Source organism: Xylocopilactobacillus apicola (genome assembly GCF_033095985.1).
GTDB lineage: Bacteria > Bacillota > Bacilli > Lactobacillales > Lactobacillaceae > Xylocopilactobacillus > Xylocopilactobacillus apicola.
In genome coordinates, this window is the sequence record NZ_AP026802.1 from 787,226 (window position 1) to 807,037 (window position 19,812).

20 protein-coding genes, 1 tRNA gene and 1 pseudogene are annotated in these 19,812 nt (G+C 36.4%); 19 read left to right on the forward strand and 3 right to left on the reverse strand.

Annotated elements, in window-relative coordinates:
• Positions 1-113: 113 nt before the first annotated feature.
• Genes lepA through R8495_RS04000 form a run of 5 tightly spaced genes read left to right on the forward strand, consistent with a single transcriptional unit; the run spans position 114 to position 5,560 of the window.
• Complete coding sequence (gene lepA, locus R8495_RS03980; protein ID WP_317636262.1) at positions 114-1,958, forward strand: translation elongation factor 4; 1,845 nt, start codon at positions 114-116, stop codon at positions 1,956-1,958.
• Entirely contained in the window at positions 1,955-4,246 is a 2,292-nt protein-coding gene (recJ, locus tag R8495_RS03985) for a single-stranded-DNA-specific exonuclease RecJ (RefSeq protein WP_317636263.1), read from the forward strand. The genes lepA and recJ overlap by 4 nt, the downstream gene beginning before the upstream one ends.
• Positions 4,243-4,761: an adenine phosphoribosyltransferase gene (locus tag R8495_RS03990; RefSeq protein WP_317636264.1), complete on the forward strand. Its 519-nt coding sequence runs from the start codon at positions 4,243-4,245 to the stop codon at positions 4,759-4,761. The genes recJ and R8495_RS03990 overlap by 4 nt, the downstream gene beginning before the upstream one ends.
• A complete protein-coding gene (locus R8495_RS03995) occupies positions 4,762-5,256 on the forward strand; it encodes a YbaK/EbsC family protein (RefSeq protein WP_317636265.1) in 495 nt (164 codons plus the stop codon).
• Positions 5,249-5,560, forward strand: a complete 312-nt coding sequence (locus tag R8495_RS04000) for a DUF960 domain-containing protein (RefSeq protein ID WP_317636266.1) — start codon at positions 5,249-5,251, stop codon at positions 5,558-5,560. Before R8495_RS03995 ends, R8495_RS04000 begins: the two co-directional genes overlap by 8 nt.
• A 24-nt stretch (positions 5,561-5,584) precedes the next feature.
• Here R8495_RS04000 and R8495_RS04005 read toward each other — a convergent pair whose 3' ends face one another.
• Complete coding sequence (locus R8495_RS04005; protein ID WP_317636267.1) at positions 5,585-6,274, reverse strand: SIR2 family NAD-dependent protein deacylase; 690 nt, start codon at positions 6,272-6,274, stop codon at positions 5,585-5,587.
• A gap of 62 nt (positions 6,275-6,336) precedes the next feature.
• Here R8495_RS04005 and R8495_RS04010 point away from each other — a divergent pair, with 62 nt between their 5' ends.
• Positions 6,337-7,188: a fructosamine kinase family protein gene (locus tag R8495_RS04010; RefSeq protein WP_317636268.1), complete on the forward strand. Its 852-nt coding sequence runs from the start codon at positions 6,337-6,339 to the stop codon at positions 7,186-7,188.
• A gap of 31 nt (positions 7,189-7,219) precedes the next feature.
• Here the strand turns inward: R8495_RS04010 and R8495_RS04015 are convergent, their stop codons facing one another.
• Positions 7,220-7,933, reverse strand: coding sequence for a hypothetical protein (locus R8495_RS04015; RefSeq protein ID WP_317636269.1), 714 nt, complete (start codon positions 7,931-7,933; stop codon positions 7,220-7,222).
• Positions 7,934-8,553: 620 nt separating this feature from the next.
• On the opposite strand from R8495_RS04015, the gene R8495_RS04020 reads away from it, so the two are divergent.
• The 7 genes and pseudogenes from R8495_RS04020 (at position 8,554) to R8495_RS11145 (ending at position 16,081) form a co-directional block, all read left to right on the forward strand.
• Positions 8,554-11,430 (forward strand): BspA family leucine-rich repeat surface protein, encoded by a 2,877-nt coding sequence (locus tag R8495_RS04020; RefSeq protein WP_317636270.1) that lies wholly within the window; start codon positions 8,554-8,556, stop codon positions 11,428-11,430.
• A 173-nt stretch (positions 11,431-11,603) separates the two neighbouring features.
• Positions 11,604-11,864 (forward strand): hypothetical protein, encoded by a 261-nt coding sequence (locus tag R8495_RS04025; RefSeq protein WP_317636271.1) that lies wholly within the window; start codon positions 11,604-11,606, stop codon positions 11,862-11,864.
• Between the two features lie 91 nt (positions 11,865-11,955).
• Positions 11,956-12,096: a hypothetical protein gene (locus R8495_RS04030; protein WP_317636272.1), complete on the forward strand. Its 141-nt coding sequence runs from the start codon at positions 11,956-11,958 to the stop codon at positions 12,094-12,096.
• Between the two features lie 267 nt (positions 12,097-12,363).
• Entirely contained in the window at positions 12,364-13,659 is a 1,296-nt protein-coding gene (locus R8495_RS04035; protein ID WP_317636273.1) for a hypothetical protein, read from the forward strand.
• Positions 13,659-14,894, forward strand: coding sequence for an MFS transporter (locus R8495_RS04040; RefSeq protein WP_317636274.1), 1,236 nt, complete (start codon positions 13,659-13,661; stop codon positions 14,892-14,894). Before R8495_RS04035 ends, R8495_RS04040 begins: the two co-directional genes overlap by 1 nt.
• 70 nt (positions 14,895-14,964) lie before the next feature.
• Positions 14,965-15,666 (forward strand): annotated as a pseudogene (locus R8495_RS04045) (NAD(P)-binding domain-containing protein); the annotation flags it as partial.
• Positions 15,667-15,799: 133 nt separating this feature from the next.
• Complete coding sequence (locus R8495_RS11145) at positions 15,800-16,081, forward strand: restriction endonuclease subunit S (protein ID WP_425613262.1); 282 nt, start codon at positions 15,800-15,802, stop codon at positions 16,079-16,081.
• A 142-nt stretch (positions 16,082-16,223) separates the two neighbouring features.
• Here R8495_RS11145 and R8495_RS04050 read toward each other — a convergent pair.
• A tRNA-Ser gene (locus R8495_RS04050) sits at positions 16,224-16,311 on the reverse strand.
• Positions 16,312-16,401: 90 nt separating this feature from the next.
• Between R8495_RS04050 and R8495_RS04055 the strand changes: the two genes are divergently transcribed.
• From R8495_RS04055 to R8495_RS04080, 6 genes are all read left to right on the forward strand, one after another.
• Positions 16,402-16,788 carry a hypothetical protein gene (locus tag R8495_RS04055; protein ID WP_317636275.1) on the forward strand — a complete coding sequence of 129 codons (387 nt, stop codon included), beginning with the start codon at positions 16,402-16,404 and terminating at the stop codon, positions 16,786-16,788.
• Positions 16,789-16,964: 176 nt separating this feature from the next.
• Positions 16,965-17,477, forward strand: a complete 513-nt coding sequence (gene infC, locus R8495_RS04060; RefSeq protein ID WP_317636583.1) for a translation initiation factor IF-3 — start codon at positions 16,965-16,967, stop codon at positions 17,475-17,477.
• An 11-nt stretch (positions 17,478-17,488) separates the two neighbouring features.
• Positions 17,489-17,689 (forward strand): 50S ribosomal protein L35, encoded by a 201-nt coding sequence (gene rpmI / locus R8495_RS04065; RefSeq protein ID WP_317636276.1) that lies wholly within the window; start codon positions 17,489-17,491, stop codon positions 17,687-17,689.
• 15 nt (positions 17,690-17,704) lie between these two features.
• Complete coding sequence (gene rplT / locus R8495_RS04070) at positions 17,705-18,058, forward strand: 50S ribosomal protein L20 (protein ID WP_317636277.1); 354 nt, start codon at positions 17,705-17,707, stop codon at positions 18,056-18,058.
• Positions 18,059-18,117: 59 nt separating this feature from the next.
• The gene (locus R8495_RS04075; RefSeq protein WP_317636278.1) at positions 18,118-18,867 is read left to right on the forward strand and encodes a class I SAM-dependent methyltransferase; all 750 of its coding nucleotides are present in this window, start codon (positions 18,118-18,120) and stop codon (positions 18,865-18,867) included.
• A 1-nt stretch (position 18,868) separates the two neighbouring features.
• Positions 18,869-19,798, forward strand: coding sequence for a hypothetical protein (locus R8495_RS04080; RefSeq protein WP_317636279.1), 930 nt, complete (start codon positions 18,869-18,871; stop codon positions 19,796-19,798).
• The last annotated feature ends 14 nt before the right edge of the window (positions 19,799-19,812 follow it).

A 19,812-nucleotide genomic window follows, 5' to 3' on the forward strand; every position in this document is an offset into this window, starting at 1 on the left:
ATAAAAATAGCAGTTGAGGTAGTTTTGAAAAAACTGCTTTTTTTATTTTCAATTTTAGCATTTGACTATTCAATAATGTTATTATAGTTGTATTTGGAATGAAAGGAACTTCAATGTCTGATTTATCTAATGCCCAACTGGAAACACGCTTAAAACATATTCGAAATTTTTCTATTATTGCTCATATTGACCATGGCAAGTCGACAATTGCTGATCGAATCCTTGAGTTGACCAATACCGTGTCGAAGCGAGAAATGCAGAACCAGATCCTTGATGATATGGATATAGAGCGGGAACGGGGAATTACAATTAAGCTTAATGCGATTGAACTCGAGTATAAAGCCAAAGATGGCGAAACTTACGTTTTTCATCTAATTGATACTCCTGGTCATGTCGACTTTTCGTATGAAGTTTCAAGAAGTTTAGCAGCTTGTGAGGGAGCACTGTTAATTGTTGATGCATCACAAGGGGTTCAAGCTCAGACGGTTTCTAATGTCTATCTTGCGTTGGAAAACGATCTTGATATTTTACCGGTTATTAATAAAATCGATTTGCCTTCTGCTGATGTTGAGGCAACGAAGCAGGAAATCGAAGATATAGTTGGAATTCCAGCAGATGATTCGGTACTAGTTAGTGCTAAAACGGCGGTCGGAATTCCCGATCTTTTAGAACGCATTGTTACCGATATTAAACCACCAGAGAATTTAATTGACCAACCTGTTCAAGCGCTGATCTTTGATTCATACTATGACTCTTATAAAGGCGTAGTTTTACTTGTACGGGTCAAAAGTGGAATTCTAAAGGTCGGTGATCAAATTACTTTAATGAATTCCAAGAAGCAATACGAAATTTTAGAACTTGGAGTACACCGACCAGCTGAAGTTAAACGTAGCGAATTAATGACCGGTGACGTCGGCTTTATCGTTGCAGGAATTCGGGATATTTCTGAAATTAGAGTTGGTGATACGATTACTTTAACGGATAATCCTGCCAAATCTTCTTTAGAAGGTTATCGGGAAAGTAATCCGATGGTTTACGCTGGGATTTATCCGATTGATAATGCTAAATTTCCTAATTTACGTGAGAGTTTGGAAAAACTCAAACTTAATGATGCAGCTTTAACCTTTGAACCAGAAACTTCTCAGGCGCTTGGGTTTGGATTTCGTTGTGGCTTTTTGGGCCTGTTACACATGAATGTTGTTCAAGAACGCTTGGAGCGAGAATTTGATCTTGATATTATCATGACCGCACCGTCCGTTCACTACCAAGTATTTTTGGCGGACGGAGAAGAACTACAAGTGGATAATCCTTCTCAGATTGAGGATCTCAGCAAGGTAAAAACTTTTAAGGAACCTTTTGTTGATGCAACAATTATGGTGCCTAGTGAATTTATTGGGTCAGTGATGGAGATCACACAAAATAAACGCGGTGAATATCAAACGATGGAATATTTAGACAATAATCGGGTCGAACTAAAGTATCAGATGCCACTTTCTGAAATCATTTATAACTATTTTGACGAATTAAAAAGCCGGACCAAAGGATACGCATCGCTAGATTACGAAATTTCTGGTTACCGGGAATCTGATCTTGTTAAAATGGATGTTCTTTTAAATGGTGAACCAGTCGACGCGCTTAGCAGTATTGTCCATCGAGATGTCGTCAGTGTGCGCGGTAAAGAAATTGTGGAAAAATTGAAAACGGTAATTCCTCGGCAACAATTTGAAATTCCGATTCAAGCAGCAATTGGCAGTAAAATTGTCGCACGTTCAACGGTGAAATCTTATCGTAAAAATGTTTTGGCTAAGTGCTATGGCGGAGATATCACCCGTAAAAGAAAGCTATTAGAGAAGCAAAAGGCAGGCAAAAAAAGAATGAAAGCAATCGGAAGCGTGGAAGTTCCTCAAGAAGCCTTTATGACAATTTTTGGGATGAATCAAGAAGATAACAGCAAATGAAAGATAAATGGATAATAAGACCGCCAGCGGATGGCGCAGCCGTTAAAAAGCTTCAAGAAGATCTGAAGTCTACACCTCTGTATGCAGAACTTCTGGTTCAAAGGGGAATTACGTCACTGACTGAATATGAAGCAGAAATTGAATTAAAAGATTTTGCTCCCGCTGATCCTTTTTTAATCAAAGACATGCAACTTTGTTGTCAAAGGATTAATCAAGCTGTGGAAAATGGCGAAAAAATTTTGATTTACGGCGATTATGATGCAGACGGCTTGACTAGTACGGCTTTAATGTATGAAACGCTAATGAACATTGGGGCAGATGTCAGTTACTATGTACCTGATCGTTTGGTCGATGGCTATGGGCCAAATGTTGAAAGTTACGAGCGAGTTATTGAGCCGGATGTTAGTCTTTTATTGACAGTGGATAATGGAGTGACTGGCACAGATGCATTTGATTGGACGAAAGAGCACGGGATCGAGGTAATCGTTTGTGATCATCACGAATTGCCAGAGAATCTTTCGCCGAATATTTTTGGCTTAATCCATCCAGCAGCTCCTAGCTCACAGTATCCAAATCGCAAACTGGCTGGAGTTGGCGTTGCATATCGACTTGCTTGTGCACTTTTAGATGGCGAACAGGAAGAATTGCTGGACTTGGTCGCAATCGGAACCATTTCTGATGTAGTTGAACTCACTCCTGAGAATCGTTATTTTGTCAAAATGGGGCTTGATATCCTTAAGAACCGCGAACGCATGGGGCTTGATGAGATTTTGAAACAGGCCAAAATTGAAAGTTCGACAATTACCGATGAAACGATTGGTTATCAAATTGCGCCGCGCCTAAATTCTGCTGGAAGAATGGGAGAGGCTGGTTTTGTGGTAGATTTACTGACAACTTTTGAAGAAGACGTTGCGGTTGATGCTGCTAAAAAGCTAGAGTCTTTGAATGAAGAACGCAAAAAGTTAACGCAGGAAATGGTGCAAGAAGCTTTAGAACAAGTCAAGGGTAGTGATGATCAAGTGGTTATTGCTGTATCAAGTCGTTGGTCAGAAGGGATCATTGGTATTATCGCAGCAAAATTAGCTGAACAAATGCATCGCCCGGCGATTGTTTTCCATCTTGATGAGAATTCGGGGATTGCCAAAGGTTCTGCGCGGACGAAAGGCGAAGTTAATATCTTTGAGATGATCGCACCTCATCGTGATCTTTTATTAAGTTTTGGTGGGCATCGAGGAGCCGCGGGGCTAAGTATTGAAGCTAATAATTTACCAGAATTTCAGCAAAAAATACAACAAGTAAATCTACCTGTGGAAGAGTTGGAAAGTAAGTTAATGATTGATCATGTTGCTAATCTAAGCGACTTATCAATGGACTTTTTTCAAGAACTCGAACATCTGCGTCCTTTTGGGCCAGGCAACGATCAACCAACGTTTCTGTTAGAAAATTTCACTATTCAAAATGTTCATCAAATTGGGGCTAATGGAGCTCACATTCGCATGGCGGTAAAGCAGGGCAAAAATCAGCTTAATGCCATTGGTTTTCAAATTGGTCAGTCGTCTTCTTATTTCGTGAATAATAATGTTGAGCAATTAGCATTTAGGCTTTCACTTAATAATTGGAATAGTTTAGTTCAGCTTCAACTTAGATTACTCGATTTTAAAGTCAGTAAGCCTGTTATTTTTGATGAAAGAATGCGTAAAATTAAGGGAAATGATTTAGTTAAAAGATCGTGGCCGCTGGTATTTTTTTCCAAACAGCATGCGATAAATTTTCAAAAAAATTATTCTGCCCCGGAAGATCAGATTTACTTAGCTAATAAACATAATCTAACAGTAAAAAAAGCAATTTTAGTTGATCAGCCATCGACTGAGGCCCAATTAGCTGACTTTTTTAAAGCTAATCAGCAGCTTGAAAAAGTTGATGTTATCATGAGTGACCCAATTAACTTGGGAATTGGTGGCTTTCCACAAACTACAGAATTTAAAAAAAGTTATAAATGGATTTACCAGCAGGAAAAATTGCCTTTAAAAAATGGAGTTGTTGATTTAGGATTAAACTTGGAAAAAACGAAAGTGATTCTAAACGTGTTTTTTGACTTAAAGTTTGTTACCATAGAAAAGGGTTTTTTGCTGATTAATAAAGATGCCGAATTTCATTCGTTAGAAGACTCATCCGTTTATCAGTTATATCAACAGAAGTATGAATTTCAAAGAGAATTTATGCTATATTCTAGTGATGAAATTAAAGCCAAGATTAAGGCATATTATACAGAAAATGGAGAAATTTGAATTTGGATTACTCAAAATTTATTAGCGCAACACCAGATTTTCCGATTAAAGGAGTATTGTTTCGTGACATCTCTCCCTTGTTAGCCAATGGTGCTGCTTTTAAGTCAGCAGTTGGTGAACTAGCAGATTTTGCTCGTGAGAAAGAAACCGAGTTAATCGTCGGTCCTGAAGCACGAGGATTTATTGTTGGTGCAGCTGTGGCTAATGAAATGGGAATTGGCTTTCAGCCAGCCCGCCGGGAAGGTAAATTACCAGGTGAGGTGGTTAAAGAGTCGTACGATTTAGAATACGGTCAAAACACTTTAGAAATGGAAGTAAGTGCGATTAAACCTGGTCAACGGGTCTTGCTAGTTGATGATCTTCTGGCAACGAGCGGTACAATTAATGACACTAAAAAGTTAGTTGAGAAACTAGGTGGCGTTATTGTGGGAGCAGCATTTATTGTTGAATTGAAAGACTTAAATGGCAGAGATAGTATCGCTGATCTGGAGATTAAATCACTTATAACATATTAAATGGCTAAGAAACAAAAGAAAACACTAATTGAAAAATTTCTCGATAAAGAGCAGATACTTTATGAACCGCTTAGTGTTCAGACCCATTTAGATGGTGATGTTTACGCAATTGATGATCAACATCGCTTGCCCCAGGTGTTTAAAACTTTAGTTCTAACAGGGAATAAAACGGGTCCGGTCGTGGGAGTTGTTCAGTTAATTGACCGCATTGATTATAAGAAAATGAGTCAAGTAACTGGCAATAAAAAAGTGGGATTGGTTCCTTTAAAAGATTTAGTGAAAACGTCTGGTTATTTACATGGAGAAAATACTCCGATCGGGATTTACAATAATAAGCATTTTAAAATTTATTACGATGAAGCAATAAATAACTTCGAATCAGTGATTGTTTCAGCTGGAGAAATTGGTAGAATGGTTAAAATTAATGGGAAAGAATTAGTTAAGATTACTGAAGGCAGCATTGTAGATATTGCAGAAAGGAATACTAATGTTTGATTCACGAAGAGGTAGATTTGCAACATACGGGGTGATTTCTCATTTGCCAGGAGAAATCATTGATACTTTTTGGATCATAATTGACCAGAATTTGCAAGGAGTGTTTAATCTGGCAAAAGTGCTTAATTTTAATTTAATAGACAACCAAGGATTGCTTTCGATTGTCTATTCCCAGGAAGAGTCGATATATTCAGTAACATTCGATCTTAATACTCCTTTTAGAGCTAACTATCCTGAACTTGTTTTGGCCTACGATGATGGTAACAGTCAAACAATTTTGTTGCCGACAGAAGCTCAAACCTAAAAAATCCCCCTTTGAGGATTTTTTTTATTTCAAAAGCCAAGTATCAATTGGTTCGTTAATTTGTTCAACAGTCAGATTAGGCGTGCTTTTGAAATCAAGATGGTCAGTGTTAATGATGATCAATTTTTCCATGACGGATCCAGTTAAGACCAACTGGTTAACAGGAAAAACATTTAAGCGCGTGCCAATCACGACGACAATTTTGGCTTGATTGACCCACAATGAAGCTTGATCAAAATTCTTGACTTGTTCGCCGTAAAAAACAATATCTGGGCGAGCGTGGTTGAGATCTCCTGTTGCGGGAGTCATTTGCTTGTATTCTTCTTCGGTAAGTTGGATTTCATTTTGATTTTCGTCAATAAAACGATCTAATGTCCCATGAATCTTTAACAGCTGCTTACTTATTACACCAGCATGTTCCAAAATAGTGTCGATGTTTTGACTGATCAGATGAATATTTTCTTGCTGGCTAAGCTGCGCTAGCCAGCGGTGAGCCTCGTTAGGAAGACCAGGGGTCATTAAATATTTTGCTATAAAATCGTGTTGTTGCCAGTAATTGTGATAATATGCATCGATACTCAGCAGCTTGGTAGTGTCAAATTTGTTTTGGAGACTCTTGAAGTCACTGATACCAGATGATGTAGAAAGACCAGCTCCTAAAATAAAGACGGTTGGTTCATGAGTTATTAATTCGGTTAGTTGTTTTCGATCCATCACATTTACCTCCGTAATGATCAATTTAATTTTATCACTGTTAACTATAAAAGGAGCCCAAAATGAACGATAAATGGTTAAATCAGTTGCCAATTGGCAAAATTGTAAGTGGATCACCCGTGGGTGGAGGAGATGTGAATCAGGCGTATCATTTAAGAACGCAGGCTGACGATTATTTTCTATTGGTTCAGCCTGGAAAGACTGGTGATTTTTATGCAAGTGAAATTGCGGGGCTGAAAGAATTAGCTGAGGCAAATATTAGTGCGCCTAAAGTGTTAGGCAACGGCGAGATTGATGGTTCAGCATATCTGCTTTTAAATTTTCTAGATCGTGGTCAAGGAAGTCAGCGTGATTTGGGACAATTAGTGGCTAAATTACATCAACATTTTAGTCTGAATGGTCAATTTGGGTTCCAAACTCCGTATCAGGGAAGTGATCTTAGTTTTGATAATAGCTGGACTGATTCTTGGAGTGAAATTTTTGTTAATCGGCGACTTGATTATTTGAAGGATTTAATCATAAGTAAGCACCATTGGTCGCAGTCAGACTTAGAGCGCTATCAAGCAGCACGGGAGGTAATTATTGCAGAGTTAAGCAAACATCAAAGTGAGCCTTCGCTACTTCATGGTGATCTTTGGGGTGGAAATTACATTTTTTTAACTGACGGACAGCCTGTACTGATTGATCCAGATTGTTTATATGGTGATCGTGAATTTGATTTGGGAATTACAACAGTTTTTGGTGGTTTTACTTTTGATTTTTACGAAGCATACCAGGAATTATTTCCCCTAGACGACGGTTATCAGTTCCGACTCAATTTCTACCGCCTCTATTATTTGATGGTGCATTTAAACAAGTTCGGTCTTGATTATGCAAGCAGTGTGAGAACAGCGCTCAATAAAATTATCCAATAAAAAAACTGGAATGAGGATCATTCCAGCGTGATTATTTACCTGAGCGAGAATCTTTTTTGCTTTCACTTTTACTTGATTTATTGCTAGTCGATTTTTTCTTCGGATAGCTCTTCATGTAAACCTTTTTAGTGTTCTTTTCATCGGGTTTGTCAAATTCAAACTTCTGCTTGTCGTTATCAAGGCGAGTAACTAAGTAATAGGAAGCCTGACCGGTTCCACTGTTAATTCTAGGATCTTTTAGACCAGCGTAATTAAAATCACCAATTTTAGTTTTATTAACAATTCTAGTCATAAAGTAATCTGGAGCCGTGATTTCGTTGATTCCTTCACCAGCAACTTTTTCGCCGGTCATATCCATGTAAAGGTTCACCTTGCTGTCTTTTGTAATTACAGATTTCTTCTTATCTTTACCAATTGAACCTTTTTTGGACAATTTTTTAGCATAACTAATTTGTTCGTCATTGCTTTTTTTGCTGTTGAAGTCTTTTAAAGTTTTATGGCTCGCAGCGGTGATATAAGCGGTAATTTTGGCATCTTTGGTGACCAAAACGCCCCCAACCTCAGTATCAGGCTTCAAATCTTTGTTTTCTTCGGTATAACAAACGTACCAAATCCTCTCATCAGAAGAATTAATCGTTTCAGCAAGCCTTAAAGTTTTAGGTGCTGAGTTTTGATTTTGACATCCTGCAAAAATAAATAAAAGTAATAGCGAGGCAATTATTGCAAATCTTTTTTTGAATTTCAATTTTATCTCCGTCAAATTTCTTATTGTAGACACTATTAGTAATTTTACCGAAGTGTGGGGAGTATTTCAAATATGGTATGTAATGCTGAGGAAATTTCTAGCGCAAATACAATGTTAAAACCGCTCTTTTACGGCAGGAAGTGAATGACAGAAAAAGCGATTCACCTTGCAGTTTGTAGGTCGGTGCTTCTCTTGAGTTTTCTATTGTCGAGTGGTTCAACGTGATATTATCACGTAATAATTTAGTTAATGCGAAGACAAGCAGCGAAGAAAAAAGCAAATTGTGGTTAAGTAAAATTGAAAGCAAGTCAGCTCATAACATCCATATTTAATATAATTTCAGATTGACAGCAAACAAGACTCTCTTTTGAAAAAAGTAATTTTGTCCCCAAACAAAAAATTATAAAAATAAATTTATTTTTTAGAATAAATTTGATATACTCTCTATAAACACTTCAAATTATAACTTAGGGAGGATATGATGAGAGGGAGATTGTTGAGCAGCAATAGTGTAAACGTTTTCAGGGGGGAGGCATTTATTAAATTGCCTTAAAAGAGCTTTTCAGATAATTATTTTGATTTTGTTGGGGCTGGTACTTAAGAGCGAGTCAGTCAATGCATTGTCTGGTCCGTTGCCGATGTTTAGTGGTGTGAGTACAGATTTGACGAGTTTAGTATCAGATAAGTATGCATTTAATCCAATTATGAGTGAAACTTCAAGAATCAAGCTTTTTACTTCTGTACAAAATGCAGATAATTGTACAGTTAAACCGTATGATGGCAGCATTCCAATAAATGGTATTCCTCCAATAGACCCATCGAATCCAATAGACCCATCGAATCCAATAGACCCATCGAATCCGATAGGTCCAACAACTCCATCGTATTATATAATGGAAGGTGCACCGAATGCTTCCACTATGGGAATGGGCGCAGAGTTTAGTTATCATTTCTTTGGAACTGATGATAAAGGGTTCCCTTTTTCACAAACAATAACAGCTCGTGTTGCCTCACGTCTAGGAGGAGGAGGTGGCGCACCTGGACCAGAGGCTATTGTGGTAGCTCCTATTGGTGCAGTTTATTTTCGTTCTCAAAATCGAAATTTTGAGGTGAGTGTTAATCTTCAATCTAATGACGTGCCGAAAAATGGGCACCTTACTCTGAGTCTTAGTCCAGGGTACAGTGCTGATATCTCATTTTGGTTTATGGGTAAATTTACTAAACTTTATACGCGTAGTGACACGGTGCTGGAAAAAACTGAATTGGGACCTTCTACTTTATATCTTGAAAATCGAGGTGCTTTTGAAGATCTGGAGCGAACCCAGTTTACTGGTACTTATGAGACGCCTTCCTCTTTCGACTTAACAGTTAGTTATGGTGATCATGGTGCTAGAAGTATAAATATGTTATCTGGCTTCTTGCCAACTTCACTAGTTAAGTTTGGGGAACAAAAAAAGTTTAGAAAAGTTGGAACTGATGAAAGAAGTGGCAATCTAGTGTTTCGACCTAATCAAGTTCGCTCTCTTTATTCAATCCAACACGAGGTTGCGACCCCAAGCAGCTCGAGCGATTATCTATCGAAATATCAAGTTGATGATGATCTTTCTACTGCCTGGAAAGTTGACGCCAGTACGATTGACATCACTGATGAACAGAATACTGATGTCACAGGGAAATTCGATATTTCAGTCAGTCCGACCAATCATCTGACAATTACGGCTAAGGCTGCGAGTCTCAGTGCTGCGAACTTCTACGGGCATACTTACACTTATGATGTCAAAGGTTCTCTTAATCCTGAGACTGCCGACACTTGGCAGAATGATCTGGAACAACCAAATTTGAATAGCTCTCAGTTTATTTTAGGCTATCCTAATACGGCAACTTTAACTCAACAAGTTGGCAGTAATACGCCTGTAGTTAGTAGTTCTGAACAAGTTAGAAATAATATTGTTGTTTTTAAGCCACAACTGAGATTTGATAAAAACACTCATACTAGATTAGATTTGCCGGTTAGTGGGGTAGTCAAGAATGGGTATGCAAGTTCATTTATCAACCGACCGTACCTAGATTTCTATTTGACCTATCGTGATATTAACGGGGTGAGGAAAACTCAGCCGTGGAATTTAAAAAATCCGACTACGCCGGTTCAAAATCGTTTAGTCCTCCTGCAAGCAGATACCTTTGCAAATTGGTCAGCCATGCTTCCTGCAGATTTTGACGGCAATTCAGATCAAACAGTTTCTGTGACAATTAAAGATCAAGAAGGTGTCAAAGCAAGGGACTTCTTTCTCTACGAGATGTGGTGGAAAATGCAAGGTGATTCGTTAGCCATTTATCCACATGAATTAAACGCAGAAGTTGATGCGCCAAATGGTCAGTGGCCTTGGTATGCAACCCAGAAGAATAATATCAAGTCAATCAAAATCAAGCCAGGGGTAACTGCTAAGAAATCGTTAGACCATTTGTTTGCCGGTTTAAGCAGAGCAGAATCGATTCAGGGACTGGAGAATTTGAATACCTCAAATGTTGAGAACTTTAATGCGATGTTTCTTTCAAATGGGTTCTCGGGGACGCTCGATTTATCAAGTCTGAATACGACCAAGGCAACAAGTATGGCTAATTTTATGGCTAACTGTGGAGCTAAAGAGGTAACTTTCGGTCCAAATTTTGATACAACAAATGTTACTGATTTCAGTCATTTCTTTGATTCTGTAAGTCGCTTAAATGAAATCGATTTGTCGAAGTTCAAGATTAGTGACAGCGCAAGCACGACTGGCATGCTTGGTCGAGCTAAACAAGTTTGGAAACTAACTCTTGGAGCCAATTCCAAATTGTCAGCAGATGCGGGATTACATTCACCGACCGAAGGAGAAGTATTTACAGATAGTGCCGATCCGACAGTTAAGTGGTATCCGACGAGTACCAGCTGGCGGGAAGTAAAAGAGTCAGAGGGCGGCAGTGCTCACAAGCCAAAAGGTGATGTAATTACCGCCACACAGATTCTTGCCGATTCCAAAACTCGAACTGACCTTAGAACTTATGTATTCGATCAGACAGGGAAGCAATCTTTGGCTATTACAGGCACGCCAGACTTTGGCATGTATACCGGAGGTCAGAAGGAAAGTTCGCAATTGCAATTGAAAATGACGAATAATCAGAATGGGAAGAACGGCAAGAATTGGGAAATATCGGCAGCAATGACGAAGCAATTCCATTTGACTGACGATCCGACCAAAGTTGTCGCCGGAGATCCGCTGTCGATCAAAGTCATCAATCGAAATAAGATCAGCAAGCTTAGTTCGACGGTTCAGAAGGTTTATGACGGCACCTCGACTGATTTGTATCGAGATGAAGAGACAATTCCGTTCACGTTAATCTTTGAAACAGATCCAGCTAATTCCCAGCTAGGGGAATTTATACGTCTGAACTTACATTTACGCTTGTTAATGAAACACCATAACTACAAAACCGTCGGGAAATTCCCGACGGTTTTTTGACGCAAATATCAAGTCAGCTGATAATATCCATATTTCATATAATTTAAGATTGAAAGCAATCCCGGCCCTCGCTTGAAAAAGTAATTTTCTCTCTAGTCTAAAATTGATTGTGTTTTAAAGAGTAAATTTGATATACTTTCTATAATTAATTCAAATTATAACCTAGGGAGGATATGATGAGAGGGAGATTAGCGAGAATCTTTAATGTAAACGTTCTCAAAGAGAAGCAGTTATTAAAGTACCTTAAAAGAGCTTTTCAGGTAATGATTTTGATTTTGGTGGGACTGGTACTTAAGAGCGAGTCGGTTAGCGCATTTCCTAATGTAAGTACAGATCTAACAACTTTAGTATCAGATAAATATAAATTTAATCCGATTAAGTTTACTGATTTAGATTATCCGCCAAAACATAAAAGAAATAGAGAATTTTATTAAAGATGATATTTTTAATAAAGTAACAACTATAAACTTCGGAGGGGGTTGGGATTTTCTGGTTGATACTGGCGATTTAGGGAGAGCATTATACATGTTGAGTGGAGAATTTCGAAATTATAATTTAATTATTGAACCAGGAAGCGCACTAGTTCGAACTTCAGAAGTTTTGCTTACAAAAGTCATTGATTGTTTTAAAAACAATCGAATTACTAACAATTTAGTCGTAAATTAATCTTTTTTTAATATCAGTTCATGGTTCGTACCCAAAGTGATCGGAAATATTGGTGGTAATAAATCAAAAAAGAAAGTCAAATTGAATGGGTTCAATTGTTATGAAAATGATACTTTAGGGATCATGAATTTGACAGATCTAGAAATAGGGGATTCAATCTTTTTATATCCTGTGGGTGCATACTACCTAACTACGCACAGGAAACTTCACGGATTACCCTTTCCACAGCAAAAGTTAATCTGATTTTAAAGAAAGAGGATAAAGTTGATGTTTAAAGAACAAAAGAAAGAATTTATGGAACTTGTCGAATTATCCCAAAAGTTAGAGTTACTTGACGTTCTAAACCTACCAGAACTAAAAAGCAACGAATATGTTTCTAATGATAGAAAATTGATCGATTTTAACGAAGAGATACGGACGGCGTGGCTTGAAAAAGTCGGTAGGTTACATGCGAGTTATGATAAATCGCCGTATGAGGGGGAAATTCCGAAAGATGCATTTGGTAGAAGTATAGGATATACCTACGAAGCGTTGCTTGATGATAAGCTGTTAAAGAATAATTACAGCTATGATATAACGGATTATAATTCTTCCACGTTTTTATATCCCAATGGAATGGCTTCAATAAAAGGAACGATAGATGCAATATCAGTTTTACTTGATGAAGAGATAGATATACAGTTTGATTTGGAGTATTTTGAAAGCAATATATATTTAAACACCCTTAGTAAGACGGAGCGTTTAAGAAGGGGTCCTAATAAATCTAATATTTTCATCTTTGAACCAATTAATTACGATTTTTATGGCTCGTTAGTTAAAAGTGATGATCTAATAAATGCCATAAATAACTCGTCTGCTAAACTTAAATTTGTGATCGTAGATTCCACAATGCATAACAAAACCGAAATCTTGGAGCAGTTATCCAAAAAAATAAAAGATTATAAAGACACTGTTTTTGTGGATGTTAGGTCTGGTCTTAAATTTGATGAGGATGGCTTAGAGTTGTCCAATTTAGGGATAGCTGAATGGTTTGTTCATAAAAGTCAAGAATCCTTTTTTAATAAATTAGAAAAAATTTTAAAAAATTATAGAAATATAACTGGAGCTAATTTGTCCTACATTAGCTATGTATCTCTTCTTTATACCCACAGTATATATGATTCAATTAATTATAGCCATGGAGTTTTTAATACCGTGAAAGAGTTTATGGATATTACGGGAAATTTAAATTTTAAAAATAGTAAAATAAAATCGTCAAAAGGCGATTTTATGGGGATAAAAATATATTCTCCTTTCTTGTTTTTTACGATGAACATAAGTGAGGAAAAAGAGTGCATGGACTTTATTCATAGAATTCAGGCATATCTAAGTAAGGAGGGTTATTTTCTACCACTAAGAAATAGTTGGGGGTTTCGCTTCCCATCTATTGAGCCTATAACTCATTATAAGACACGAGAAATTGCTATAAAGCTGTATTTAGGTAAGTATAGAGGTTCCCTGTTTGATGAATTAATTGACTTATTTAAAAAAATCTCCTCCCAGGGAGATACGGGGATATTTTAATGTTATCCAATATTAAAGGTCTATTGTTTGGAAGAGTTTTAACCAACTTGTCCGATAGTTTGGTTTATATGGCTATACTCTGGTATTTTAATAAATCTTTTAGCTCTCCGTTAATTACATCATCTATATTTATAATAGTTTCCACCATTGATCTTTTATCTTTTTCTTTTGGACCTCTTGTAGATCGTGTAAATAGCAAACGTCTTTTACTTGTTTGTACTCAAGTTCAAATATTAGCATCCTTCAGTTTGATATTATTTTTACCCTTTTTAGAACAAAGTACCTCTTTTTGGAAAATATTAATCCCAATATTTTTCCTAGTTATTATTTTAATAGCTTCTGCAATCATTTATCCCCTCGAATCCAAGATGCTGCCAAATTTAGTTTCTAGGGATGAATTAGTTAAAGTGAACAGTGTTTTTCAATTAACTTATAAAACTTTAAATGTTTTTTTAGATGCAGCTTCCACTATTATTATTAGTTTTATATCTATTAAATATACATTTATATTAACTGGAATTGGATTTGCAGCAGCTTGGTATTTTTACAGATTAATCAAATTAAAAGATATTGATTTGGTCAACAAAACAAGGGATCTTTTCGGGATACAGCAGTATATTGTTGAATTAAGAGAAGGATTGAAAGAGTTAAAAAGACATCGAAAACTATTGAATAGCTTATATCCTTTAGTTATTGTAAATTTTTTTTACGGCATATTTAATTCAACTTTACCTAGATTTTCAAGCACTTACTTGTCGGGGTCGGCTTTTGGTTATGGACTTTTACTCACATTTAGTTCATTTGGTGGAATGGCAGGTATAGCTATAATGAATTTTATTAATTTAAAGTCTGTCAACGATTATAATTTCATTGCTTTTTCATATTTATGTTCGGGTTTTTTTCAAATGTTTTTGCCTTTAGGAATTTTTATAAATCCAGTTATAAGTATTGCTGGCATATTTTTTAGTAGTGCTTTTATTGGAATGGTAAATATTATGTTTATGTCTTTGGTTCAACTAACAATTTCAGAAGATGTTTTAGGACGTGTTTCTACGATAAATGAAAGTTTGCTTTCATCAATGATCCCAATAGGTAGTTTATTTGGGGGGCTATTAGTAAAATATTTTAACGCGGTCATACCTCAATATTGTTATGGTATATCACTTATGATATTGGGCGCGAGTTTCCTGATCCAAAATAGGCGTAATAAAAAGAATAAATTTGAAAGGAGGTGATAAAAATGAGCAAACCAACTTTACTTGAGACGAATAAGGATATGAATAAGCATTAAAATTTGGTGTAGAATTTTCCTTTAATGAATCCGTAAACAGAATAAAAAAGGAAAACGATTCATTTGAAGTTTCGACCGAGACTTCAACTTATACATCAAAAATAGTTGTTATTGCAACAGGTATTATGACTTTTCCAGATGTAATGAGAGATTTTGGTAAAAAAACTATAGGGCTACATACGCCAGAAGAGTTGTCCAGAGAAATAAAAAAAGAATATGATTGGAATTCTGTTCTTGTAGCAGGAAACGTAGAAGAATCTATAAAACGATTATCTGAGGAAATTAGTGACGAATTTAAAAAAGTTGATTATTTTTTGATTCCCGATAGTGCAAATATTAAAGACAAAAATGAAGGTATTGATTCTGATATTATCCAAAAATTTAATGGGATAGTTTATGATTATAATTCTTACAAAGTTAAAAACGGGACAACGAGATTTTTGGGCAATTTACCAATAGAAACAATGAATGGTTTTGTATTAACGGATAGGTTTCAAATGACAAGTATTGAGAATCTATATTCAGTTGGAAGTGTATCAACCGTTTTATCAGGGGTTGCTGCAGCGATTTATTCAGGTCAGATAGCAGCAATGGATATTGGTAGAAAATTTGATAGGAAAACAAAAGCTGATCCTAGCGGTAGATTTCCATTTATTCCTAGAGAGAGTTTTTGGAATGAGTCTTGGCAAAGTAAAATCAAAAAGTATGATGATTAATTTTAAAAGAAGAAAAATGATCAACTCCATTCGTGAGCTCCTTTGCTGCCAATAATGGAGTTAAGAGTTTTCTAAATATTGATCCAAGCAGGAATAATATTTACGAAAATTTTGTAAGTATCAGCACCAGGGGATCAATTGGAAATTTTTTTATCAAGAAGCACCGACCATCGTTTCGAATGAAGTTGCGGTACTATCTAATGAACATTTAAATGAATATAATGGATTGTTTATTGCGACAGTTTTGCGCAATACGATTGAGCAGACTCTTTGGCACCGCCAGAATATAAAAAGCAGCCTCAGAACTCAACAAATTAATTTGCCGGTAGATGGGGCTGGGAAGGTTGATTGGAATTTTATGGATGAGTACATTAAATCGATCCCGAATTCAAATCTAATCAAAAGAATTTGGTAGGCACATTTTCTTGAAAAAGGACGTAACCAAAATCGAACTCAAATGTTGTCATTTTGTTGTCAGAAAACAAAAAAGCCATCGACATAAATCCCGAGTTTACACGGTTTTGCCTTGGCCATCGACGCTCATCGACACTACTTAAAGGAGAGTACAGGATTTGAACCTGCGCGCCGGTATAAGCCGGTTCGCCGGATTTCGAGTCCGGTGCATTACCACTCTGCCAACTCTCCACAACCAATAAATACTATCATTTTTTTGGGGTTTGGGCAATAACAATTTGTATGTTAAAATTCAGATAATCTAAAAATCTGGGAGCTAAAATGAAGAATTTGAGTAAAGATTTCCCCTTTATCTTTAACACGATCTATATTTTCGCGATTTTTATCGAAGTGTTGATTTTAATTTTGGGAAATCGCACGCAATTTAACTATGCTAATTTTATTCAATCCTATCAAAATGTAGGAAAATCGATTTTCTTTTTACCTTGGGTGGGTTTAGTTATTAATATTATTTTTTATTTGGTGAATTTAAATGACGGTTGGATTTTGGCTGGCTGCTTAGCCGGGATTGCTGGGTATATGGTTTTGGCAATTTTGCCAGAATTTTTCTATGTCGGTTTGATATTTCTTTGGATTGGGCTTTTCTTGTTCTATCGCTCGTTTACTAAGAGACGACAACGCGTGGTTAATCACGCTGATCCGAAATAACTTGAATTATTCTTAAAAAAGAGTAAAATATGATATTGTCAGTCAAGTAGAACTCAAGTTCTCACCTATGTAAATCCTCTGGGTATCTTTCAAAGAAGATATTTGGGCAGGATTGTAGGGAATCCTGTTTTTTTATATTTAAGTTTAAAGTTGAGGTGAAAGCAATAGTTAAAAATATGATCGTAAATGAGGGGATCAAGGCTCATGAAGTGAGATTGATCTCTGATACCGGCGAGCAACTCGGGGTCAAATCAAAAGAAGAAGCGATTGAACTCGCTCACCAAAAAGATTTAGATGTCGTAATCGTTGCACCGAATGGAAAACCACCGGTAGCGAAGATTATGGATTACGGCAAGTATCGTTTTGATTTGGAGAAAAAGAACAAAGACTCAAAGAAGAATCAGAAAGTCGTTAGTGTTAAGGAAATTAGATTAAGTCCGACAATCGACCAGAATGATTTTAATACTAAGCTAAATAATGCTCGCAAGTTTCTTGCTAAAGGTGAAAAAGTTAAAGCCAGCATTAGGTTTAAAGGACGAGCAATTACGCATAGTGAAATTGGTCGTGAAGTTTTAGACAAGTTTATTGAGCAAACAGAAGATATTGCTAATGTTGAGTCTCGTCCTAAAATGGACGGGCGGAGCATGTTTCTTTTGTTAGCTCCTAAAGTTGATAAAAACAACAAGTAGAAAGGTAAATTATGCCAAAATTTAAAACGCATCGAGCTTCTGTCAAAAGATTTAAGAGAACTGCTAGTGGAGGACTTAAACGTTCGCACGCTTTTACTTCCCACCGTTTTCATGGCAAGACAAAGAAGCAAAGAAGACAATTAGCAAAATCTGCAATGGTTAGTCATTCAGATATGAAACGCATTGGTAGAATGCTAACAAATATGAAATAATTAGGAGAAAAAAGAATGGCAAGAGTAAAAGGCGGCCCGTCCGCACGCAAAAGAAGAAAAAAGGTCTTAAAGCTCGCCAGGGGTTATCGTGGAGCTAAACATATTCAATTTAAGGCAGCACATTCCCAGCTTTTTGTATCTTATCGTTATGCATTTCGCGATCGTCGTCAAGTTAAAAGAGATTTCCGTAAATTATGGATTGCTCGGATTAACGCGGCAGCTCGGATGAACGATATTTCATATAGTCGTTTGATGCACGGTTTGAAGTTAGCTTCAATCGATTTGAACCGGAAGATGTTAAGTGAAATTGCAATTAGTGATCCAGAAGGATTTGCTGATTTAGTTAAACAAGCTAAAGCTAAACTTTAAATTAATTCAACACCTGTCAAGGGTGTTTTTTTATTTTGGCAAAATGAGATAATAGAAGCATGAATTTTACGCAATATTTCGAATCTTTTGATCGGCTGGGTTTAATTCTACCAGAGGAGATTCAAGGGAAAATTAAGACCTTAAAAATGGCCGTCGCAGACTTAAATCAGGGAATGTATCCCAAGAACCCGCTCCCTTATTTGCCGCTGGTTGAATCTGAAATTTCTGAACTGATTTTTGGAAATTTGACAGTTAATGATTTAACAGCCAAAATTAGTGAGCTCGATCATCTTTTGATTGATTTTCGAACGGTAGTCAGAGAAAACTTAGGTTTATACTGTATTTTGAATGAAGTGCTTCTTAATGATTTAGTTAATTTTGTGAATGGGCCAGTTTTAGAGCTGGCCGCGGGAAATGGATTTTTAGCTGCACGTTTAGCATCACACGGGCTTCAAGTAACAGCTGTAGATAATTTAAGCTACGCAAGTGAAACGGAGAATTTAAACGAGTATTTACCAGTAGTTAATGCAGACGCTAAGAGTTATTTAGCACGTCATCTTAATGATTTCGCTTCGATAATTCTTGCTTGGAGTCCTGATCAAGATAATTTCGATTTAGAAATTTTGCGTCTAATCCGAACCTCGAAGCCTCAAGTGAATTTTTTCGTGATCGGTGAGCATAATGGAAAAACAAATTCAGATGAATTTTGGTCCGAAGTCCATTTTATTAATCTGAAAAAAATGATAAGGTTAAATAAAAGGTTTTCTGATTTTGATTTATATCACGATCGGATCTATATGGTTGAATAAAATGTGGAAAAAAATAGCTAATTTTTTAGTGATCGGGCTTCTTGCCTATTGCTTGGTCGTTATCTTTAGTCAAAATGATAAACGATCTAATCGAGTTCGTTTAAATAATAACGGGCTTTCTACGAATGCTTTGGTTTTTCCAACAAAAAGTAAAACCACGGTAAAGAGCGCGTTAAAGAAAGTTGAAAATTCAATGCAAGATGATGATCAATTTCAGCTTCAATTTATAGCGCCTAATAAGGTTATTTACGTCTTTTCTAAGGGAATGGCGATGAATTTGCCTTTGACTCAAGGTCGACGTTTTGCACTAGAAGATTTTAATGCTGATGTGCCATTTGCGCTTGTTGGACGTGATGTAAAGACTAATGTTTATTTAACAGAGTTACAGAATTATTATCTTTTAGATGGACATTATATTTCAGCGATTGGTTTTACTGGTTCTAGTCAAACCGATCAGCTTAATAAAAAGGTCTTTGTTAGTGTTAATAGCCGTAGCATGCCGCTTGATCTCAAACTTAATCAAGTGAAGGTTGTGGGGGATGGACCTAAAGTAATTGAACATCCAAAGCACTTTAAAAAGATTTTTAAGGCTCAAGGCGAGAAAAAGTTCTTACCAAGTGAAATTCCAATAATCGGTAGTGGCTGGCTTAAACATAGTTGGGTTTTCATTCTTTTGGACTTATTAGTAATTATGATGATGATTGTAGCCGTTGCTTATCAGTTTGAGATAGATAGCAAAAGCGAGAAAAAACATGCAGATTTATTGACAGTTTTACTTGATTTAGTATTAGTGACTTTTATTTTAGTTGTCGGATTAAAAACACAATACATCATTAATGACTATTTTCTGGCATTTGTTCTTTATCTAGCGATGGTGCTCTCAGTCGGGCTCGGGGACTATTTATCAAAATATAAGATGCTAACGGAATAAATTAGAAAGGGATT